Origin of the sequence: Streptomyces sp. NPDC006314 (genome assembly GCF_040613075.1) — a bacterium.
In the GTDB taxonomy this organism is placed as follows: Bacteria; Actinomycetota; Actinomycetes; order Streptomycetales; family Streptomycetaceae; genus Streptomyces.
This window is the reverse complement of the sequence record NZ_JBEXRL010000015.1, coordinates 102,589-122,364: the sequence shown is the minus strand read 5'-3', so window position 1 is coordinate 122,364 and position 19,776 is coordinate 102,589. Positions and strand designations below refer to the sequence as shown.

Annotated in this window: 9 protein-coding genes; 8 read left to right on the top strand and 1 reads right to left on the bottom strand. The window is 73.8% G+C overall.

All coding sequences use genetic code 11. The features are described from left to right. Positions 1-148: 148 nt before the first annotated feature. The 8 genes from ABZ079_RS25840 to ABZ079_RS25805 all read left to right on the top strand — a co-directional run bounded on the left by ABZ079_RS25840 (position 149) and on the right by ABZ079_RS25805 (position 18,866). Positions 149-4,720, top strand: a complete 4,572-nt coding sequence (locus tag ABZ079_RS25840) for an amino acid adenylation domain-containing protein (RefSeq protein ID WP_356941822.1) — start codon at positions 149-151, stop codon at positions 4,718-4,720. Continuing rightward, a complete protein-coding gene (locus tag ABZ079_RS25835) occupies positions 4,717-10,245 on the top strand; it encodes an amino acid adenylation domain-containing protein (RefSeq protein WP_356941821.1) in 5,529 nt (1,842 codons plus the stop codon). The genes ABZ079_RS25840 and ABZ079_RS25835 overlap by 4 nt, the downstream gene beginning before the upstream one ends. Next, positions 10,242-11,306 carry a Gfo/Idh/MocA family oxidoreductase gene (locus ABZ079_RS25830; RefSeq protein ID WP_356941820.1) on the top strand — a complete coding sequence of 355 codons (1,065 nt, stop codon included), beginning with the start codon at positions 10,242-10,244 and terminating at the stop codon, positions 11,304-11,306. Before ABZ079_RS25835 ends, ABZ079_RS25830 begins: the two co-directional genes overlap by 4 nt. Before the next feature lie 70 nt (positions 11,307-11,376). Further along, on the top strand, positions 11,377-12,840 hold the full coding sequence (locus tag ABZ079_RS25825) for an MFS transporter (RefSeq protein WP_356941819.1): 1,464 nt from the start codon (positions 11,377-11,379) through the stop codon (positions 12,838-12,840). Then, positions 12,837-14,630, top strand: a complete 1,794-nt coding sequence (locus tag ABZ079_RS25820; protein ID WP_356941818.1) for an ABC transporter ATP-binding protein — start codon at positions 12,837-12,839, stop codon at positions 14,628-14,630. The genes ABZ079_RS25825 and ABZ079_RS25820 overlap by 4 nt, the downstream gene beginning before the upstream one ends. Further along, positions 14,627-16,342, top strand: a complete 1,716-nt coding sequence (locus tag ABZ079_RS25815; protein ID WP_356941817.1) for an ABC transporter ATP-binding protein — start codon at positions 14,627-14,629, stop codon at positions 16,340-16,342. Before ABZ079_RS25820 ends, ABZ079_RS25815 begins: the two co-directional genes overlap by 4 nt. Before the next feature lie 70 nt (positions 16,343-16,412). Continuing rightward, on the top strand, positions 16,413-17,159 hold the full coding sequence (locus ABZ079_RS25810; RefSeq protein WP_356941816.1) for an alpha/beta fold hydrolase: 747 nt from the start codon (positions 16,413-16,415) through the stop codon (positions 17,157-17,159). A 93-nt stretch (positions 17,160-17,252) separates the two neighbouring features. Further along, positions 17,253-18,866, top strand: coding sequence for an AMP-binding protein (locus ABZ079_RS25805; protein WP_356941815.1), 1,614 nt, complete (start codon positions 17,253-17,255; stop codon positions 18,864-18,866). Between the two features lie 66 nt (positions 18,867-18,932). On the opposite strand, the gene ABZ079_RS25800 is transcribed toward ABZ079_RS25805, so the two are convergent. Continuing rightward, entirely contained in the window at positions 18,933-19,598 is a 666-nt protein-coding gene (locus ABZ079_RS25800; protein ID WP_356941814.1) for a TetR/AcrR family transcriptional regulator, read from the bottom strand. Positions 19,599-19,776: the final 178 nt, after the last annotated feature.

Genomic DNA, 19,776 nt, shown 5'->3' with positions numbered 1-19,776 from the left:
GTCCTCAGGCGGGTCCGAGAAAGTATCCAGATTCTGGCCAGTCGCAAGTGTGAGGCTGTGTCGGGCTTCCGGTCGCTCCTGAGTCGACCCGTCACCGGGGGAGGGGCGCAGAGCCGCTCGCACCAGATCGACGAACCGGAGTGAATGGATGTCACAGGAGATGGTGTCGCCCCAGGCCGCGAACACGGCAGCGCTCGCATGGGATCCGGAGACCCTGCGACAGGAGGTCTCCCGGTTGCTGGGCACGGAACTGCGCCCCGCGGACGATGATGTCAACCTCTTCGAAATCGGCCTGCAGTCCATGCAGTTGATGCGGCTCACCAATCGGCTCAACCGCGCCGGCGCCCGGGTCGACTTCCGGCGTCTGTCCGCGGATCCCCGGCTGTCGGCGTGGTACGAGCTGCTGAAGGGCGTGGCCGGATCGACGCCAGCACCGGGCGGGTCCCGCAGGCCGGCCCGGGGCGTCCGCGTCGACGAAGGGGACGGCTTCCCGCTCACCGCGGTGCAACAGGCGTACTGGATCGGGCGCGGCGACGACCAGCCCCTGGGCGGGGTCGGCTGCCATGCCTATCTGGAGATGGACGCCCGGGAGGTCGACCCCGTCCGCCTGGAGACCGCGGTGCGCGCCCTGATGAATCTGCACCCCATGCTGCGGGCCAGTTTCGGGGCCGACGCGACACAGCGCGTCCTGCCGCGGTCGCCCTGGCCCGGACTGACCGTGCACGACTTCCGTGACCGGTCCGAGGAAGCCGCCCGCAGCGCGCTGGAGGAGCTGCGCGACCGGCTCTCGCACCGCCGCCTCCAGGTGGCGGCCGGCGAGGTCCTGGACGTGCAACTGAGCCGGCTGCCCGGGTCCGCCAACCGGCTCCACCTCAACGTCGACCTGCTCGTCGCCGACGTGCACAGCATCCGGCTGCTCCTCGCGGACCTGGCGGCCCTGTACGAAGACCCGGCGTCCGTACCGGAGTTGACGTACACCTTCGGGCAGTACCTCCAGGACCGGGCCGAGAGCCGCACGACCGAGCGCGAGACGGCGCGCGCGTACTGGCAGCGACGGCTGCCGGACCTGCCCGGCGGTCCGCGGCTGCCGCTGGCCGTGGAGCCCGCCGACCTCCCGGCCACCCGCTTCGTACGGCGCACCCACGAGCTGGCGCCCGGCGAGTGGAGCGCCCTGCAGCGGCGGGCCGCCCGGGCCGGCGTCACGCCCGCCGTCCTCCTGGCCACGGCCTTCTCCGAGGTCCTCGCCCGCTGGAGCGGCGAGGAGCGGTTCCTGCTCAACCTGCCCCTCTTCGACCGCGATCTGGAGGCGCATCCCCAGATCGGGCGCATCGTCGCGGACTTCACGAGCCTCGTGCTGCTGGAGGTCGACCTGACCGGGGGGGAAGGGTTCGAGGAACGCGCCCTGGCCGTGCAGAAGCAGCTGCACGAGGACGTGGCGCACGCCGCGTACACCGGCGTGGACGTACTGCGCGACTTCGTCCGGGCCGACGTGGACGCACCGCGCAGCGCACCGGTCGTCTTCGCCTGCAACCTCGACGCCCCGCTGGTCCCCGACTCCTTCGCCGAGCGTTTCGGGGAGCTGTCCTGGATGCTCTCCCAGACCCCGCAGGTCTGGTTCGACCACCAGGTCTACGCGACCCGGGGCGGGGGACTGCTGCTCGCCTGGGACACGGTGGACGACCTGTTCCCCGCGGGCATGCCGGCCGCCATGATGGTCGCGTACACCACTCTGCTGCACGACCTCGCCGCGAACGACCACTTCACCACGCCGGACCTCGCCCTGCCCGTCGCGCAGCGCCGCCGCCGCGACGAGGTGAACTCCGCGACCCGCGCGCACAGCGGACGCCTGCTCCACACGGCCTTCTTCGAGCACGCCCGGGAGCGGGCCGCCGAGCCCGCGCTGCTGTGGCACGACAGCGGGCGGCTCACCCACGGCGAACTGGCCGAACGAGCCCTGCGCATCGCGGGAGCCCTCGCCCGGCGGGGCGTCGGACCAGGCACGTCCGTCGTGGTGACGGCGCCCAAGGGCCCGGACCAGATCGCCGCGGTCCTCGGCGTCCTCGCCGCGGGCGCCGCCTACGTACCCGTCGGTGTCGACCAGCCGGCCGCGCGACGCGCCCGCATCCTGGAGCTCAGTGGTGCCCGGCTCGTCCTGGACGGCACCGGACTCCCGCAACCGGGCCCGGCCACCGAGGTGCTCGCCATCGCCGAGGCGCTGGCCGGGGAGCCGCTCGACGCCCCCGTGCCCGCCGAGCCGGGCGACACGGCGTACGTCATCTTCACCTCGGGCTCCACCGGCACGCCCAAGGGAGTGGAGGTCAGCCACCGGGCCGCCGTCAACACCGTGGAGGACATCGGCGAGCGGTTCCGCATCGGAGCGGGGGACCGGGTGCTGGCCGTCTCCGCGCTGGACTTCGACCTTTCGGTGTGGGACGTCTTCGGACCGCTCGCCGCGGGCGGCGCCCTGGTCCTGGTGGACGAGTCCGACCGGCGGGACGCGAACCAGTGGCTGACCCTGTGCGCCCGGCACGGGGTGAGCGTCTGGAACAGCGTGCCCGCGCTGCTGGACATGCTGCTCACCGCGGCGGACGGGGCCCCGCTGCCTCCCTCCCTGCGGCTCGCCCTGCTGTCGGGCGACTGGATCGGCCTGGACCTGCCCGGACGGCTGGCCGCCTCGACGAACGGGCGATGCCGGCTCGTCGGGCTCGGCGGCGCCACCGAGGCCGCGATCTGGTCCAACGCGTACGAGATCACCGAGGTGCCCGCGCAGTGGGTGTCCGTCCCCTACGGAAAGCCGCTGCGCAACCAGAAGTTCCGGGTCGTCGACGGCCGGGGCCGCGACTGCCCCGACTGGGTGCCGGGCGAGCTGTGGATCGGTGGCGACGGTGTGGCCCTCGGGTACCGCGGGGAGCCGGACCTGACGACGGAGCGTTTTCCCGTCGTGGCCGGGGAGCGCTGGTACCGCACCGGCGACCTCGGCCGCTACTGGCCCGACGGGAACCTGGAGTTCCTGGGCCGGCTCGACCACCAGGTGAAGATCAACGGCTTCCGGGTCGAACTCGGTGAGATCGAAGCCGGCCTGCAGACCCACCCCGAGGTCTCCTCGGCCGTCGTCGTCACGGTCGGCGACCGCCGCCGCGAACTGATCGCCGCCGTCGTGGAGCGCGCCCCGGGGCACGGCTTCGACCCGCAGGACGGGACCGAGGACGCCGACCCGGCGCAGAGTCCGGACGGCCGGCCCGCGCACGACGTCGATCTGCTCGAACTGCAACTCGTCGAGACGGTGCTGGCCGAACTGATCGCCCCGGTCGTGACCCCCGCCCCCGCCCCCGCCCCCGCCGCGACCATGCCGGTGCGCGAGGAGCAACGCCCCGTCCTGGACGCCTGGCTCGACGAGCTCGCCCGGCACGGGGTCGTACGGCGCGACGGCGGCGCGGTCCGTCCGGGCGCACGATGGGCCGAGGTGCGCGCCCCCGAGCGGTTCGGGACGCTGCGGGAGCGGGCGGCCGGCACCCACCTGGAGCCGGTGGCGGCCGCGCTGGCCTGGGCGGGGCCGATGCTGGCCGCCGTCCTGACCGGCGAGGCCCACGCCTCTGTGCTCCTGGACGATCCGGTGCTGTCGCCGGAGGGCCTGGCCGACGCCATGCCGGGGACCGGGAACTGCCTCGCGGCCATCGCGGCCGACCTGCGGGCCGACGCGGCGGACGGGCCCCTCACCGTCGCCGACTGGGACGCGGCGAGCGGGCTCGGCGCCGCACGGCTGCTCGCCGATCTCGAACCCGGCACCGTCGACTACACGGTGCTCGGTTCGTCCCCGACGCTCCTGGCGACGGCCGACGTCCGGCTCGCGGGCTCCGGGCACCGGGTGCGCACCGTCCACCAGGGCGGCCTCGCCCTGCCGGCCCCGCAGCTGCACGCCTACGACGCGGTGGTGGCCGCCAACGTCCTGCACCGGATGCCGGACCCCGAGACCGCCGCCGCCACCATGGCGTTGCTGCTCCGGCCCGGAGGCCGGCTCCACCTGCTCGAACGCACCCGCCTCACCCCGCTGGCGCTGCTCGTCGCCCTGCCGCTCGAGGCGGAGGCCGGCCGGCTGCGGCCGGGCGGCCCGAGCGCGGCCTGGCTGCACTCCGGGCCGCGGTGGGCGAGGGCGTGCGCCGCCGCCGGACTGGTCGACGCGCGCGTCGTGCGCACAGAGCCCACCGGAGAGGTCCTCGTGACGGCACAACGGCCGTCCGGAGCCGGTGGACTGGACCCGGAGGAACTCCGCCGCTGGCTGGCCGACCGGGTGCCCGCCCATATGGTCCCGGGACACTTCGCGGCGCTGCCCGCGCTGCCGCTGAGCGCCAACGGCAAGGTCGACCGGCGCGCCGTGCAGAGCATGCTCGCCTCCCTGGCCGTCCAGCCGCGGGAGTCCACCGAGCCTCCCCGGGGAGCCACGGAGCAGTCCGTCGCCGGGCTGTGGACCAAGCTGCTCGGCGTCGCCTCGGTGGGCCGCGACGAGAACTTCTTCGCGCTGGGCGGCGACAGCCTCCTCGCCACCCGGCTGGTGACCGAGGTCCAGCGGGCCCTCGGCGTCGAGCTGCCCATGCGGGACGTGATGCGCGCACCGACCGTGGCCGCTCTGGGCGCGCTGATCGAGGGGCTGCTCTCCGCGGCCCGGGACATGACGCCGGGGGACCAGGCCCTGGCCGGTGACTTCGAGGAAGGTGTGCTGTGACCGTCGGTGAGCTGATCAGCGAGTTCGAGCGGGCCGGGATCCGGGTCTGGCGGGAAGGGCAGCAGCTGCGGTTCCGTGCCCCGCGGGGTGCCATGACGGACGAGCTGCTCGCGGCCCTGCGCGGCCGCAAGGAGCAGCTCCTGTCCGAACTGCCCGACCAGACCCCGCCCGACGCGGCGTGTACCGGCGGCTCGGCCGGTCCCGGGACCGGATGGACGGCCGAGCCGGAGAACCGCCACGAGCCCTTCCCGCTGACGGACATCCAGTCCGCCTATCTGCTGGGCCGGGACCAGGCCTTCGACTACGGAGGCGTCTCCTGCCACATCTACCTGGAGTTCCGGCGTCCCGCCGACCTCGACCCGCAACGGCTGCAACAGGCCTGGGACAGCCTGGTCGAGCGCCACGACATGCTGCGGTCGGTCATCGCGCAGGACGGCACCCAGCGCATCGCGCCGGCCCTCGCCGACACCCGTATCCAGGTCGCCGACCTGCGGCAGACCCCCGCCGACGCCGCGTCCGAGGCGACCGCCGCCGTCCGCGAGGAGCTGTCCCACCGGGTGCATCCCGCGGGCGACCGCCCCATGTACGAGCTGCGGCTGACGCGGCTCGCGGACCGCAGCCTGCTGCATCTGTCGATGGACTTCATGGTGCTGGACTGGATCAGCATCCAGCTGCTGCTCACCGAACTGGACCGCCGCTACGAGCAGCCCGGCTGCCCGCTGCCGCCCATCGACGCCACCTTCCGCGACTACGTCGCCGCGGAACGCCGGCTGCGCGACACCGAGCGTTACGCACGCGACCGCGCCTACTGGTGGGGCAGGGTCGACGACCTGCCCGCCGCACCGGCCCTTACCCTGGCCGACGGCCACACACCGGCCGACGCGCCGCCCCGGTTCCGCCGCCTGGCCGCCTCGCTGACCGAGGACGCCTGGCGGGCGCTGAAGACCAGGGCGGCCGCCCATGGCATCACCGCCGCCAACGCCGTGCTCGCCGCCTACGCCGAGACGATCGGCCGCTGGAGCGCCGGCGACCGGTTCAGTCTGGGCCTCACCGTCCTCAACCGGATGCCTCTCCACCCGCACGTGGACCGGCTGCTCGGCGACTTCACCTCGGTGAGCCTGCTCGCGGTGGACCAGTCGCAGCGGGCCGCCTTCGCCGACCGGGCCCGGGGCCTGGGCGAGCAGTTGTTCGAGGACCTCGACCACCGCCTGTGCGGCGGCGTCGAGGTGCTGCGCGAACTCGCCCGGCGCCGGGGACGCGAAGCCGCCCTGATGCCCGTGGTGTTCACCGGCGGCATCGGCGTCGTGGGCCGGGCCCTCGGGAGCGGAGCCGAGCGACTCCGGCCGGTGTACGGGATCAGTCAGACACCGCAGGTGTGGATCGACTGCCAGGCCACCGACCAGTTCGGAGGCCTGGAGGTCAACTGGGACATCCGTGAGGGGGTGTTCCCCGACGGCCTGGTGGACGACATGTTCGCCGGGTTCGCGCGGCTCCTGCACCGGCTGGCGGAGCAGGAAGCCCCCTGGACCGCGGCCGATCCGCTGGGCCTGCCCGAGCGGCAGCGGGCCCGCCGGGACGCCGTCAACGCCACGGCCGCCCCGGAGCCCGGCTGCCTGCTGCACGAGCCGCTGGTGGAGTACGCCAGGAAGTTCCCCGGCGAGACCGCGGTCATCGACGCCACCGGCTCGATGACCTACGGGGAGTGGCTCGGCCGGGCCGCCCGGGTGGCAGGGGAACTGCGGGCCGCGGGCTGCCGTCCCGGGGACTTCGTCGCCGTCCTCATGGACAAGGGGCGCGACCAGGTCGTCGGCGTCCTGGGCGCCCTGCTCGCGGGCGGGGCGTACGTGCCGGTGGACGTCGCGCAGCCGCAGGTGCGCCGCGACCGGATCCTCACCGGCTGCCGGGCCCGGCACGCGGTCGTGTCGGACGCCGCTCTGGCACGGACGCTGCCGGCGGAGTGCCGCCCGGTCGACGTGTCCGCCGCCGAGCCGCTCCCGCTGTCCGAGGTCCCCGACGAGCGTCTTGTGACGCCCGGCGACCTCGCCTACGTGATCCACACCTCAGGCTCGACCGGTGAGCCCAAGGGCGTGATGATCAGTCACCGGGCCGCCGCCAACACCGTGCACGACATCAACCAGCGCTTCGCGGTCGGTGCCGGGGACCGCGTCCTCGGTCTCGCCGCGCTGGGCTTCGACCTGTCCGTGTACGACCTGTTCGGGCCGACGGCGCTCGGCGCGGCCCTGGTGCTGCCCGACCCGGCCCGCCGCGGCGACCCCTCCCACTGGGCGGACCTGGCGGAACGCCACGGGGTCACGCTGTGGAACTCCGTCCCCGCCCAGTTGCAGATGCTCGCCCACTACCTCGACGCCGAACCCCGCGAGCTGAACCGGCTGCGGCTCGCGCTGCTGTCGGGTGACTGGATCCCGCTGGCGCTGCCCGCCCATGCGGGGCGGCACCTGCCCGGCGCCGAACTGGTCAGCCTGGGCGGAGCGACCGAGGCCGCGATCTGGTCGATCCACCACCGCATCCGCCGCATCGAGCCGCACTGGCGCAGCGTCCCCTACGGCACCCCGCTCGCCAACCAGGGTTTCCGGGTCCTCGACAGCGCCCTGCGGGACCGCCCTGACCTGGTCGCCGGCGAGCTGTACATCACCGGCGCCGGACTGGCGGAGGGCTACCTCAACGACCCCGAGCGCACCGCCGAGCGCTTCCCCCGGCACCCGGCGACCGGGGAGCGCCTCTACCGCACGGGCGACCTCGGACGCTATCTGCCGGACGGCGAGATCGAGTTCCTCGGCCGCGCCGACCAGCAGGTCAAGATCCGGGGGCACCGCGTCGAACTCGGGGAGATCGACGCGGTCCTCGGCGAGCACCCGGCGGTCGGCTCCAGCGCCGTCCTGGTGGAGGGCACCGAGGCGCTCGAACGCTCTCTCGTCGCCTTCGTGGAACCGGCGGTCCGCGCGGGCACGCCCGATGCCTCGGTGGCCCGTGCCGTCGCGGCCGGGGCCGACGCCGTCAATGCCGCACCACTCGGGGACAGCGCACCCGACGCCGGGCAGGTCGCCGCCTACGTGGACCACCTGGACCGGGCGTTCCTGCTCTCCATGGCCGACGCACTGGCCCCCTCCGGGCTCTTCGCGGGGCAGGAGGCCCACTCCGAGGCGGACCTCATCCGCCTTCTGCGGGTCGACGAACGGCACCACGGACTGCTGCGGCGCTGGCTGCATGCCCTGGAACGGGCCGGATTCGTCCACGCCGAGCCCGGCACGGACACCTGGCGGGGACGGTCCGCGCCCCACCGCGACGAGATCGACCGCGCCTGGGCCGACCTCGCCGCCCACGCCCCCGCCGACATCTGCCCGCCCCCGCTGCTCGCGTACTTCCGCGCCCACGCCGACGCCCTGCCGGCCCTGCTGCGCGGCGAGGAGGAGGCCGTACGGCTGTTCTTCCCCGGCGGCAGCCAGGAGGTCGCGCGTGCCTGGTACGCCGACAACCTGGCCGCGCGTCGCCTGCTCGCGACGCTCGGAGCCGCCGTCGGCGGCGCGGCGAGCGGGGTGGAGGACCGTCCGCTGCGGGTCCTCGAGGTCGGAGGCGGCATCGGAGCGGCCACCGGGCCCGTCCTCGACGCACTGGGCGACCGGCCGGTGGACTATCTGTTCACCGATGTCTCGGAGTACTTCCTCGCCGACGCACGGCAGCGGTTCGGTGGGCGGCCCGGAATGCGCTTCGGCCTCTTCGACATGAACCGGGACCCGCGGTCGCAGGGGCTGCTGCCCAACTCCTTCGACGTCGTGCTCAGCGCGGGAGCGCTCAACAACGCCCGCGACACCGCGCAGGTCCTCGACCGGCTGCGGACGCTGCTCGCCCCCCGGGGATGGCTCTGCCTGCTCGAGATGACCAGGGAGCACCCGGAGATCACGGCCACCCAGGCGTTCATGATGGAGGAGCCCGAGGATCTGCGGCGCGAGAGGCGGAACCTGTTCGTCCATGAGGAGCAGTGGCGCCGGCTGCTCACCGAGGCGGGCGCCGAGGACGTGCTGAGCCTGCCGGGCCCGGACGACCCCTTCGCCGCGCTCGGGCAGGGAGTGTTCGCCGCGTCCTTCAAACAGGACCGCGCCGAGCTGCACGCCGACGACGTCGGCCGGTGGGTGGCCGCGCGGCTGCCCGCCCACATGGTCCCCGCGCACATCCAGGTGGTGGACGCGCTGCCGCTGACCTCCAACGGCAAGGTCGACCGCAAACGGCTGCTCGGCTGGGTGCCGCGGCGCGGTGAACGCGCCGCCGACCGGACGGCCGAGCCGCCGCGCCCCGGAGTGGAGCGGCGCGTGGCCGAGCTCTGGGCGGAGCTGCTCGGCGGCGAACTCCCCGACCGCGGACAGGGGTTCTTCGACGCGGGCGGCGACTCGTTGCTCGCGGCGCGACTGGTGGGGCGGGTGCGCGAGTGCGTGCCCGAGGCGGCGGCCGTCTCCTTCGACGTCCTGCTGCGCGCGCTGCTGCACACCCCCACGGTCGCCGGCCTGGCCGACCGGCTCACGGCTCCGGCGGACCCCGGCACCGGGACGGATGGCCGGCCGTCCGCGCTCGTCGACCGGCGGTCCGCGCTGGTCGACCTGGGCGGCGGCGGGACCGGTCCGCTGCGGCTGCTGGTGCACGAGGGACTGGGAACCCTGGCGCCGTACCGCCCGCTGATCAAGGAACTCACGGCCGACGGGCCCCTGGTGGGGCTCGCCGTGCCCGACAGCGACGGCTATCTGGAACTCGCCCCGCACCGGCTCGTCGAGGATCTGGCCGCCCGGTACGCACGCGAGGTGCTCGCCGCGGGGCATCGCGAGGTCGAGGTGGTGGGCTACTGCTCCGGAGGGCTGATCGCCGCCGAACTGGCCCGTGCGCTCAGCGAGGGCGGGGCCGCGGTGCGCGGGCTGACCGTGGTGTCCAGCTATCGCATTCCGTACCGGCTGGACGACGAACTCATGGTCGACTACGCCTTCGCCCGTGTCATGGGCGGGGACCTGGAGGCACTCGGCTGGCCCGCCGACGAGGGCGACATGGGGCGGGCGCTCGCCGCGGCGCTGGCCCGCTCCCCCAAGGCGCTCGAACCGGGGGTCTTCGCGCAGCTCGGCGGGGACGAACGGCTGGAGTCCGTCGCCGAACGCTTCCGGCTGCTGGGCCAACGCTCCCGTGACGAGCGACGGGAGGCCCTGCACCGGGCGCTGGCCCGCACCGAGGCCGGCCTGGGCGACGTCGGCCAGGTGGCCGCGCTGCACCGGGTCTTCGAACACACCGTCGAGGCTGTCACGCACTACGACCCGCTGCCCTACGCGGGTGACATCACCTTCCTGCGCCCGCTCGCGCCCACGCACTTCATCCCCGGCTTCCAGGACGACATGACGCGTTTCTGGCGGGATCTCTGCCTGGGCGAACTCACGGTCGTCGACGTGCCGGGCGACCACTTCACCTGCGTCCAGCCACCGCACGTGGCGCGGACCGCCGCGGCGCTCACCCTGCGGTCCGGAGCCGGGCGATGAGCGGCCGGGAGCGCGCTCCGCTGCGCGTCGTGGTGTGCGGCACCCGCTTCGGGCAGGTGTACCTGTCGGCGCTGCGGCGGTGCCCGCAGCGCTACCGCCTGGCCGGCATCGTCGCGCGCGGCGGCGCCCGGTCCGTGGCCCTCGCCGAGGAGTACGGCGTCCCGCTGTACTCCTCCGTCGACCAGCTGCCCGGAGACGTGGACGCCGCCTGCGTGGTGGTCTCCAGTTCGGTCGGTGGCGGCCAGGGAGCCGTACTGGCCCGGCGGTTGATGGAGCGCGGGGTGCACGTCCTGCAGGAACACCCGGTGCACCCGGCCGAGCTGGCGGACTGTCTGCGCACGGCGCGCGGCACCGGGACGCAGTACCTGCTGAACACGTTCTACCCGCACGTCGAGCCCGTACGGCGCTTCGTCGCCGCGGCACGGCGGCTCGTGGAACTGCGGACGCCGGTGTTCGTGGACGCGATGTGCGCCGTCCAGGTCTCCTTCGACCTGCTGGACATCCTCGGCCAGATCTTCGGCGGGGTGCGCCCCTGGTCGCTGACCCCGCCCGCCGCGGCCGACGGCCGCCCGCTCACCTCCCTGGACGCCACCGTCGCCGGGGTCCCGCTGACCCTCCGGGTGGAGAACCGGATGGAGCCCGGTGACGACAGCACCAGCCTCTTCCTGCATCGCGTCACCGTGGGCACGGACGCCGGAAACCTGACGCTGGTCAACACTCACGGCCCGGTGATCTGGAGCCCCGTACCGCGCACCGCGCCGGACGCGGTGGGCAGGTTCCTGCCCGGCCCGGGCACCACTGCCGAGGTGCTCGGGCCCGCCGGGCCGCCCTCCTGGAAGGCGGTGCTGGAGGAGGTGTGGCCGGACGGTGTGCTGCACGCCCTGGACGAGCTGGCGGCGCGGATCGCCGAAGGCGGTGATCCGCTGCGCGGCGCCCAACGGCATCTGACGGTCGCCCACGCGTGGCAGGACCTCACCGGGGCCCTCGGATATCCGCAGGAATCCGCCCCCCGGCCAGGCCCCCCGGTGGCGGCGGCTGATCTGCTCCCCAGCTCGGGGTGACAGGGATTTGCGCCCTCGATACAGTTATCGTACGCGTACAAATAATGCGTACGAGAATCATGGAGGAGCAGTGAACGAGAAAGGTCTGAGACGGGGGCGAGTGCTCCTCGCGGTGGCCTTGGCGCAGTTCACGGTCACGATGGTGATGTCGATCGTGAACGTGGCGCTCCCCGCCATCCGCAGCGGCCTGGGATTCGCCCCGGATCAGCTCTCGTGGGTCATCAACGCGTACTCGCTGGTGTTCGGCGGCCTTCTGCTGCTGGGCGGCCGGGCGGCCGACGTGTACGGACAGCGCCGGCTGCTGGTTCTCGGTGCCGTGGTGTTCGCCGCGGCGTCGCTCGGCGGGACGCTGGCCCAGAACCCCGCCGAGATGATCGTCGCGCGGGTGGTGCAGGGTCTGGGGGCGGCCGCCATGGCGCCCGCCGCCCTCGCGGTGCTCACCACCACCCAGCGGGAAGGCAGGGAACGCACCAGGGCGCTGGGCGTGTACGCCGCGGTGTCGGCCGTCGGCGGGGCGGTGGGCGTGCTCGCCGGCGGGCTGCTCACCGAGTACGGCGGCTGGCGCTGGGTCATGTTCGTCAACGTGCCGCTGGCCCTGTCCGTCGCCTGGCTGGCGATGCGGCACGTGCCCGCGGGGGCCGCCGCGGGGACGCGCCGGCTCGACGCCCTCGGTGCCGTCCTCGGCACCGGAGGAATCGGACTGCTCGTCCTCGGTGTCGTCCGGACCAACGAGAACGCCTGGACCTCGGGCACCACCCTCGGCACCCTCGCGGGGTCGGCGGTGCTGCTCCTCGCCTTCGTCCTGGTGGAGACGCGATCGTCGACGACCGACCCGCTGGTCCGCTTCGGACTCCTGGCCCGACGCGGCATCGGAGGCGCCAATCTCTTCCTGCTGCTGGTGTGCGCGGGGCAGTTCGCGGGCTTCTACTTCGTCTCGCTCTACCTCCAGCAGGTGCTCGAACTGAAGCCGGTCGCCACCGGTGCGGCGTTCCTGCCCTTCTGCGCCGGCATGATCGCCGGAAGCGCGGTCTCGACCCGGCTGCTCGGCACCCTCGGAGCCAAGGCCCTGCTCGTGCCGGGCGGTCTGGTGGCGGCCGCCGGCTTCGGCTGGTTCGGTCTGATCAGCCCGTCGGGCAGCTTCCTGGCCGACATCCTCGGCCCGTCCCTGGTCGCCGGCTTCGGCATCGGCGTGTGCTTCGTGCCGCCGACCAGCACGGCCACCGACGGGCTGCCGCCGCACGAGGCGGGGATGGCCTCCGCGCTGCTCAACAGTGCCCGGCAGATCGGCGGCGCGCTCGGACTGGCCGTGCTCGTGACCGTCCAGGTCCAGCACACCGACGGCGCCCTCCAGGCCGGCGACCCCCCCAAGGAAGCCATGACCGGCGGGTTCGGGGTGGGGCTCGGCCTGGCCGGAGCGATCCTGGCCGTGGCCGCGGTCGTGGCGGCCGTCGTCCTGCCCGCGCGCGCCCGCGAGGCCGCGCCGGCACAGGCGGCCGGCGGCGTCGGCGCCCCCGCGACGGAGGTGCGGCAGTGACCACCGCAGCAGACTCCACCGGGCAGGCGCTCACCAGGCTGCTGCGGCCGCACCGGCTCGGCCTGGCCGCCGTCCTGGTGCTGCAGATCGTCAGCGCCCTCGGGGGCCTCGCCCCGCTGATCGCCGTCGTGGAACTGGGACGTGCGCTGCTGCTGCCCGGCCCGGTGGACGAGGGCCACGTGTGGGCCGTCGTCGCCGTCGGCGCCATCGGACTGCTCGTCCGCGTCCTGTTCGGGGCCCTGTCCTCGGGGATCGGGCACCTCATCGATGGCGAGCTCCAGCTGTCCCTGAGGCGAGTGCTCGCCGAGCACCTCGGCCGGGTGCCCCTCGGCTGGTACGCGCGGCGCAGCTCCGGCGAGGTCGGCCAGGTCGTGCAGAACGACGTGGGCGATCTGCACCCGCTGACCGCCCACACCCCTGGAGAGATCACCTCGGCGGTCGTCGTGCCGCTGGCCTCCCTGGTCTACCTGTTCCTCATCGACTGGCGGCTCACCCTGGTGGCGCTGGTCCCGGTGCTGCTCGGCCTGCTGCTGAACCTCATGCTCATGTCCGACAGCCGGCGCCGTGACCAACTCGCCCTGGACGCGGCCATGGGCCGGATCGCCGGCTCCGCCGTCGAGTTCGTCGAGGGGATCTCCGTGGTGAAGGCCTTCGGCGGCAAGGGCCGCGCGCACCGCGCCTTCATCAAGGCGGCGGACGACTTCGCCGACTACTTCCTGGGCTGGGTGCGTGGGGTGGCGGCCCTCGGTGCCCTGGCCGCCCTGGTGCTGTCCCCGCCGTTCGTCCTGGTCGTCCTCCTCACCGGCGGCACGGCACTGATCACCACCGACACCATGCCCCCCGCCGACCTGCTCCCCTTCCTGCTGCTGGGGCTGGGCCTGACCGCCCCGGTCGCCGCGCTCGGACACGGACTGGACGACGTGCAGGCGGCCCAGCGGGCGGCCGGCCGGATCCAGGCCCTGCTGCGCGTGGCGCCCCTGCCCGAACCGAGCACGCCGGTGGCACCGCGCGGCCACCGGGTGGAGCTGCGCGACGTGGGCTTCTCCTACGAGCCCGGACACGAGGTCCTGCGCGGCATCGACCTCGTCCTCGAACCGGGCACCGTCACCGCCCTGGTGGGTCCCTCCGGCAGCGGCAAGTCCACCCTGGCCCAGCTGCTGCCGCGGTTCTTCGACCCGACGCGCGGAACCGTCCTGCTCGGCGGCGCCGACCTGCGGGACATCGCGCCACAGGACCTGTACCGCCTGGTCTCCTTCGTCCTCCAGGACGTCCGGCTGCTGCGCGCCAGCGTGGCCGACAACATCGCCCTCGCGGTCCCGCACGCCGACCGTGACGACGTCGTGCGCGCGGCCCGGCTCGCCCGCATCCATGACCGGATCCTCCAACTGCCCCGCGGCTACGACTCCGTGATCGGCGAGGACGCGGGGCTCTCCGGGGGAGAGGCCCAGCGGATCTCCATCGCCCGTGCCCTGCTCACCGACGCCCCGGTGCTGGTGCTCGACGAGGCCACCGCGTTCGCCGACCCCCGTACCGAGTACGACGTGCGGCGCGCCCTGGACACGCTCAGGGAGAACCGCACCCAACTGGTCATCGCCCACCGCCTGGAGACCATCGCCGAGGCCGACACCGTCGTCGTACTGGAGGACGGAGCCGTGTCGGAGTGCGGATCGCCCGCCGAACTCCTCGGCCGGGACGGCAAGTTCGCGGCGATGTGGGAGGCCCAGCAGGCCTGGCCCGACAGTGCGCCGCAGGATCGCGGAGCAGCCACGAAAGGAGGCGAGTACCGGTGATCCGTCTGTTGCTGCGCGTCCTCGGTGACGAGCACGCCCGCCCACTGCGTCGCACCCTCTCCCTGATGATCGCCACCGCGGTGGCCGAGGGTCTCTCGTACGCGCTGCTGGTGCCGATGCTCAGGGCCCTCTTCGGCAGCGAGCCGCAGGAGGCCTGGCCCTGGCTGGGCTCCTTCGCGGCGGCCGCGGCCGTCTGCGCCGTACTGCGCTACCGCTCGGACGTGTCCGGCTTCCGCGCCGGAGCCACGCTCTCCCGTGGCCTGCACCACCGGCTCGGTGACCATCTGGCCCGGCTGCCCCTGGGCTGGTTCACCCCGCGCCGCGTGGGCGACGTGACCGTCCTCGCCAGTCGCAGCGTGCTGCAGGTGATGGCGGTCCCGGCCCACCGCCTGCAGCCGCTCATCGGGGCCTGCGTGACACCGCTCACCGTGGTCGCCGTGATGCTCTGCTACGACTGGCGGCTGGGCCTGGCCGCCCTCGTGGCCGTACCGGTCGTCGCCGCCACGCAGATCTGGACCGGCCGGGCCACGGCGGCCCAGGACGCGGAGCGCGCGCGACGAGGCGACGAGGCCGCCGGACGCGTCATCGAGTACATCCGCGCGCAGCCGGTGCTGCGCGTGGGCGGCCGTACCACCGAGAGGTTCCGGCTGCTGGACGACGCGCTCGACGGACAGCGACGTGCGGTACGACGCTCCGCGCTGTCGGCGCTGCCCGGCGTACTGGGACTGTCCTTCACCGTGCAGGCCGTGTTCACCGGGCTGCTGGTGCTGGGCACCTGGCTCGCCCTGGGCGGGCGGATCCAGCCGGCCGAGGTGCTGGCGCTGCTGGTGCTGGCCGCCCGCTGCGTGGACCCACTGCTGTCACTCTCCGACCTGAACGGGCAGATGCGGGCGTCGCGCGGCGAGTTGGAGCGGCTGGACGCCGTACTCAAGGAGCAACCGCTGCCGGAAGCCGAGAAACCCGTCGAGCCGCGCCACAGCGACCTCGCCTTCGACTCGGTCGTCTTCCGCCGAGGAGGCCGCACGGTGCTCGACGGAGTCTCCCTGACCGTGCCCCAGGGGAAGCGCCTCGCGGTCGTCGGCCCCTCGGGCGCGGGCAAGAGCACGTTGCTGCAGCTCATCGCGCGGTTCCACGATGTGGACGCGGGCGCCGTGCGGTTCGGCGGCGTGGACGTACGCGACATCGGCACCGACCACCTGATGAGCCGCGTCTCCGTCGTCTTCCAGGACGTCTACCTGTTCGACGCCACCATCGAGGAGAACGTACGTCTCGGCCGCCCCGGCGCCGGCGACGCCGAGGTCCGTGCCGCCGCGGCGGCCGCCCGCCTCGACGAGGTCGTGGCCCGGCTCCCCGACGGCTGGTCGACCAGGGTGGGCGAGGGCGGCGCGGTGCTCTCCGGCGGCGAGCGCCAACGCGTCTCCATCGCACGGGCGTTGCTGAAGGACGCCCCTGTCGTCCTGCTGGACGAGGCGACCTCCGGACTGGACCCGGAGAACGAGCGCGCCGTCCAGGCCGGCATCGACCGCCTGCTGGCGGGGCGGACGGTGGTCGTGGTCGCCCACCGGATGCGCACCGTCCGGCAGGCGGACAGCATCGCCTTCCTGGACGGCGGACGGATCGTCGAACAGGGAACCCACGACGAGCTGTTGCGCCGGGAAGGCCGCTACGCCCAGTTCTGGCAGGTCTCCCTGGCCCCCGTACCGAGTGAGTGAGGCAGACATGTTCACCGAACCCCCGAGACCGGCCCGGGGCGGGACCGCGCTCCGCCGTCCGGTGCCCCGCATGTGCGCGAGAGCCCGGGTGCTGTGCTTCCCGCACGCCGGCGGCGCCGCGAGCCACTACCGCGCGTGGGCCGCGGACGCCCCCTGGGACGTCGAGTTCGCGGTGATCCAGTACCCGGGCCGCGAGGACCGGTACGAGGAGCCGGCCCCCACCGACATGGCGGCGCTGGCCGGCGCGATCACCGGCGAACTCCTGGCCGACCAGCAGGAGGGGGCACGCCTGCCCGCGGTGCTGTTCGGGCACAGCATGGGTGCCGCCGTGGCGTACGAGGTCGCCCGGGGACTGACCGCCGCGGACCGGGCGCCTGCCGCCCTGGTGGTGTCCGGCCGCCCTGCCCCGAGGCTGTCGCGGCCGGGCACCGTGCATCTCGGCAGCGACGACGACCTGGTCGCCGACCTGCGCCGCCTCGGCGGCACCGGCAACGGCATCCTGGACAACGAGTCCCTGATGTCGGCCGTCCTGCCCACCATCCGCCGCGACTACCAGCTCATCGAGACGTATCGGCCGCTGCCCGGCGTCCCGCTGCGTGCCCCGGTCACCGTCCTGCACGGCGACCGGGACCCCGAGGTCGACGAGTGGGAGGCCACGGCGTGGTGCGAGGCCACCGAGGGCCCCTGCGAACTGCACGTCCTCCCGGGCGACCATTTCTACCTCGAGGCGCACCGCCGGCAGGTGCTCGACCACATCGTGGCGCAGGCCCGGAACGCGGCGGCCGGCACGCCCGCGGGGTGGCCCAGCATGCCGTGACCCGGTTCTTACGGCCGCGGCGCGAGGCGACGAAACCGGCCCCCGGCCGTGGCCCGGCCCAACCGATCCCAGCGAACCCTTGGGGGGACCCCGATGAGCGAAGACCTTGTGAGCCCGCCCGCCGCCGTGACCCGGCGGTATCAGGAGCTCGGATACTGGACGGGCGAGACGCTCGGCGAGTGGCCGTCCGGGATGCCCGACCGCGGTGCCCGGACCGCCCTCATCACTCCGGACCGGCACCTGACCTTCGACGAAGTCGACCGGGCCGCCGACCGGATGGCGGCCGGGCTGCGCGCGCGCGGTGTGCGGGCCGGCGAGCGCGTGGTCGTACAACTGCCCAACACACCCGAGTTCGTGGTGCTCTCGCTGGCGCTGTTCCGCCTGGGCGCCCTGCCGGTGTTCGCGCTCCCGGCGCACCGGGAGGCGGAGATCACCCACCTGGTGGACACCGCGGAGGCGACGGTCTACGTCTGCCCCTCCGAGTCCCTGGGCAGCGAGTACGGACGGCTCGCCAAGGAGGTCGCGGCCCGCTGCGCCACCTTGCGGGAGGTGCTGGTCGCGGGCGGGTCCGGCTCCTTCGGAGCGCTCGAGGAGGTGGACGCGGAGCCGGTCGGACTGCCCGCACCCGATCCGCTCGACGTGGCGCTGTTCCTGCTGTCCGGCGGTACCACGGGCCGGCCGAAACTGATACCGCGCACCCACGCCGACTACACGTACCAGCTGCGGGAGACCGCGCGGCTGTGCGGCTTCGGCCCGGACAGCCGGTATCTGGCGGCGCTTCCCGCGGCGCACAACTTCGCGCTGGCCTGCCCCGGAGTGCTGGGAGTGCTCCGGCTCGGCGGAACGGCCGTACTGGCGCCGGCACCGACACCGGAGGTGTGCTTCCCGCTCGTCGAACAGGCCCGCGCGACGGCCACGTCTCTCGTCCCGCCACTGCTCGCGCTGTGGCTGGAAGCCACGGAGTGGAACGAGTGCGACCTCTCCTCGCTGCGGCTGCTCCAAGTGGGCGGCGCCAAGCTCGACGCCGACACGGCGCAGCAGGTGCCCGCCGCCCTCGGCTGCACGCTGCAGCAGGTCTACGGAATGGCCGAAGGCCTGCTCAACTTCACCCGCCTGGACGACCCCTGGGACGTCGTGTGCCGCACGCAGGGGCGCCCGCTGTCGCCGGCCGACGAGATCCTCGTGCTGCGGCCGGACGGCGGGCCCGCCGCCCCGGGGGAGCCCGGCGAGCTGCTCACCCGCGGCCCCTACACCCTGCGTGGTTACTACCGGGCGCCCGAGCACAACCGGGTCCGTTTCACCGAGGACGGCTACTACCGGACCGGCGACCTGGTGACACGCACGACCGGCGGGAACCTCGAAGTGGTGGGCCGCGTCAACGACGTGATCAACCGGGGCGGTGAAAAGGTACCGGCGCAGGAGCTGGAGGAGCACCTGGTCGCCGACCACCGCATCGCGGCCGCCGCCGTCATCGCGCTGCCCGACGAGCTGATGGGGGAGTGCACGTGCGCGTGCATCGTGCCCGGGGACGTCGGTGACCCGCCCACGCTCCGCGAGGTGCAGGCGGCCCTGAGGGCGCGCGGCATCGCCGCCTACAAGCTGCCCGACCGTCTGGTGGTGCGGGCCGGGCTGCCGCTGACGGCGGTGGGCAAGGTCGACAAGAAGGCACTGCGGGAGCAGGTGCTCGAAGAGGACCCGGCCTGCTGAGAGGCCTGTGCGCACGGCCCGTCGGGAGCCCTCCCCCCTGACGGGCCACACGGCACGGGGATCGGCTCAGACGCGGGCGATCAGCCCGTCGATCACCGCTTCGAGGCCCTGGCGGTGGGTGTCGCGGGCGGTGAGCTCGGCCCACCGGCCGGCGAGGGACGCGAGCCGGGGGTAGGCCTCCGTCGACAGGGCGGCGAACGCCCGGTCCCGGTGCGAGGGCTGGTCGATCTCGGCCTGTCGGCGCGCGCGGGTCACACGGATCATCAACTCGCCCACGGTGTAGTACCAGACGGTGCGGTAGGCGTCGACGGCCTGCTCGGGGGTGAGGCCGCAGCCGACGGCGGCGTCCACCATCGCCTCGACGATCCACAGCGCGGAGGTGGCCATGAGGTCGTCCGAGGCGAGCACCTCGACGATCCAGGGGCAGTCGGCGAGCACGTCGTGCAGCAATTGGCCCGCGGCGATCATTCGCTCGCGCGGATTCTCGGGCAGCTCGGGGCGGTGAATGCTCTGCGCGTGCGCCTCGAGCAGGAGCAGCAGCAGCTCGTCCTTGTCGCGCACATGGTGGTACAGCGCCATCGGGGTGCTGTTGAGCTCTTTCGCCAGGCGTCTCATCGACAGGCTGTCGGCGCCTTCCGCCGCCAACAGGCGCTGTGCGGCCGAGATGATCGCCTCTTGCGACAGCCGGGGCGGACGGCCGGTTCTGCCAGTGCGCTTGGTTGGGGGCTGCATCCGTCCACTTCCTTCACGGCTTGGTGAGCGATCCCGCGGCCGTCCCGAAAGGGGCGCGGCGGGCCCCGGTGATCCGGTCGGGAGAGGCCCGGGCCGCGCAGGTGGTTCGGTGGTCCCACCGGTGATGGGAAGCGGGGCCGGGCCACCGGGAAACAGATCGGTCACCGGATGAGCAGGA

What these genes read in the sequence shown, in the direction of transcription:
- ABZ079_RS25840 (WP_356941822.1), top strand. Translation starts at nt 149, where the DNA reads ATGTCACAGGAGATGGTGTCGCCCCAGGCCGCGAACACGGCAGCGCTC.
- ABZ079_RS25830 (WP_356941820.1), top strand. Translation starts at nt 10,242, where the DNA reads ATGAGCGGCCGGGAGCGCGCTCCGCTGCGCGTCGTGGTGTGCGGCACC.
- ABZ079_RS25810 (WP_356941816.1), top strand. Translation starts at nt 16,413, where the DNA reads ATGTGCGCGAGAGCCCGGGTGCTGTGCTTCCCGCACGCCGGCGGCGCC.
- ABZ079_RS25805 (WP_356941815.1), top strand. Translation starts at nt 17,253, where the DNA reads ATGAGCGAAGACCTTGTGAGCCCGCCCGCCGCCGTGACCCGGCGGTAT.
- ABZ079_RS25800 (WP_356941814.1), bottom strand. Translation starts at nt 19,598, where the DNA reads ATGCAGCCCCCAACCAAGCGCACTGGCAGAACCGGCCGTCCGCCCCGG.